Below are 2,670 nucleotides of genomic sequence, written 5' to 3' on the forward strand. Positions count from 1 at the left end.
CGGGAAAGTTATTAAATCAAAAGGCGATTTCTCTTTTGCTCCTATAATGGACGTTCCTTTAAATCGTTCAGGTCAAGATATAGAACTGACTATTATGCCATCACCTGATGCAATAGGTCCACATAATATAGCAAATATTGACGGGAATAATCATAATATTGTTTTTCACCGTACAGAGGGACCTATCGATAACAAAGAGAATCGAGCTATTGTAATATCAGGTAATAATTCAACTATTGTAAACGAAACCGAATATGCTATTGTTCTTGAGTCTGGAACTTCTGGTAACACAATAACAAGCTGTGGGCCCGTAACAGACAATGGTAGTAACAGTGTAACGCATACATCAAACTGCTTTAATTATAATTATGAAATTGGACTTATTCAAGCAGAAGGTTACAATGATATGAGTGGTGTGCAAGCAGAAACATGTGCAGATATAGGTGGAGGTCTGAACATAGGATACATTCACACTGGAGATTGGATGGAATATGAAGTAGTAGTCCCTTCTTCTGGAAACTATACTATTAATTATAGAGTTGCAAGTAAAAATGGTGGCGGATCAGTTCAATTTAAAGAAAATGGAACAACAAAAGCAACTACAAATATTGCTTCCACTGGAAATTGGCAAAATTGGACAACACTATCTACATCTGTATCATTGTCTGCTGGTACTCAAACCATTCAACTTTATGCTGCTTCGGGAGGGTGGAATATTAACTGGTTTGAAATCGTTCCTGATGATAACTGTGCATCATTCTCTACTATTCAAGCAGAAAACTTTGATAGCATGTCGGGTATTATAGATGAAGGCGCCAATATAGGATATATACATAATGGAGATTGGGCTATGTATAGTAATGTTGACTTAACATGTGCCTCTAATATTAGTGTAAGGGCTTCTAGTAAAAATAACAGTGGAAATATTGAAGTGAGATTGGGAAGTACTACAGGTACATTAATTGGTACTGTTGCTATATCTACCACTGGCAACTGGAATACATGGGAAACAAGTAGTACTAGTTTAAGTAGCGTAACAGGAACTCATGATGTTTATCTAGTATTTACTGGAGGCACTAGCTACTTATTTAACATAGATTGGTTTGAGTTTAGTAACAACTCTAATGCTAAGGCTGCAAGTACAAAGACATCTATAGAACCTCAATCATCTTTAGAAAATAATATTATGATATCTCCTAACCCTATAAACAATCTATTAACTGTTCATCATTTAAACTCAAACTATAAAGAATTAATGGTTTTTAATTTTAACGGATCTATGGTGATTCATGAAAAAATTAATGGTAAAGAAAAAAAGGAGATTAACACTAGTCGTTTGTCACAAGGATTGTATTTCCTTAAACTGATAGGAGTAGAATCATCAAAAACATTGAAGTTTATAAAGAATTAAAATCTAAAAAAAAGCGCAGGTGTAATTCATCATAATAAAGAATTACACCTAACTAAACTTTTTTATTGTATATGATTTTGACAATTACACCAATGGGAATCTTTGTCATGTCTTCTAGTTGTTCAACCTCCAATGGACATTAAGCGGCTATACAAAAAAGTAATTAAATGTATAACTCTCAACTTAAAAAAGAAAAATTCATGTATAAATCTAATTTTAAAAATCAAAAAGGTTTTTTTATAATGATGGCTGTTTTTATGGCTTCATTTTATTCAGGAAATTCACAAAATCTGGTATCTGTTAACTCTTTATCTGCATTTCGTACAGCTGTACAAAATAGTAATCAAGAGATTGTTTTAGAAGCAGGTGAATACTATTTAGAAGATTTACCCAGTGATTTAAGGGTTATTACTTGCTCTGGTTCTAATAACATAATTGATTTGACAGGTGTACGCATTAAAGCTTTGGTAGGGTCAATTAGAACAACTTATTTTATTATTTCTGGAGATAATAATGAATTGAAAAATGGAATTATTGAAGACTACTATAAAAGTGGTCATACCGATGATATCACAGATTACAGTGCTTATAATAATGATCCCGATCTTTCTTATGGATTAAGAGGAGCGGCACTGGTGTCAGTTCGTGGGAATGATAACCTATTGGTTGGACTTGAGTTGATTGTTAGAGGTTCTAGATATGGATATGGAAGCATCTATGGAATTGGAAGTGACCATACCTTCAGTATAGATAAACGTTGTGCCTTAAACATAGGAGGCGGATTAAGAAATACCTTAGACGGTATAATAGTTCATCATAATGCTTTTGGTCATGCGATCTTTATACAAAATGGAGGTGGAGAAACCACCGTTAAAAATTGTTATATAGAAGGGAGAATGAGGCTAAGTGCAGACCTTTATAATGAAACCAATAGCTACGACTTACCTTTCCGTAGTAATTATCAAATTGCTGCACCAGGTACTCCTTTTGCATGGCCTCTTGAGTCTCCTATTCCAATTCCTTTGGATGTTATGTATCCACTTTCTGAAGATGGAATCCGTTCGTATGGCGGTACTGGAAGTATAACTGTAGAAAATTGTACAGTAAAGCATATGCGAGGAGGTATTCGTACTTATTTAGCATCAAGTGCTACGGTGACAAACTGTACATCAATAGGTAATGGTTTAACTAACTATAATGTTAATAATGGCGGGAAAGTTATTAAATCAAAAGGCGATTTCTCTTTTGCTCCTATAATG

General features: G+C 33.9%; 2 protein-coding genes. Both read left to right on the plus strand.

Going from position 1 to position 2,670, the window contains the following annotated elements; genetic code table 11:
* Positions 1-1,411 (plus strand): carbohydrate-binding protein (locus tag Q4Q35_RS01010; protein WP_303276056.1); only part of this gene is annotated, 1,411 nt, incomplete at its 5' end.
* A 167-nt stretch (positions 1,412-1,578) separates the two neighbouring features.
* Positions 1,579-2,670, plus strand: a 1,092-nt coding sequence (locus Q4Q35_RS01015; protein WP_303276057.1) for a hypothetical protein, incomplete at its 3' end; no start/stop codon positions are given.

Source organism: Flavivirga aquimarina (genome assembly GCF_030540835.1).
GTDB lineage: Bacteria > Bacteroidota > Bacteroidia > Flavobacteriales > Flavobacteriaceae > Flavivirga > Flavivirga aquimarina.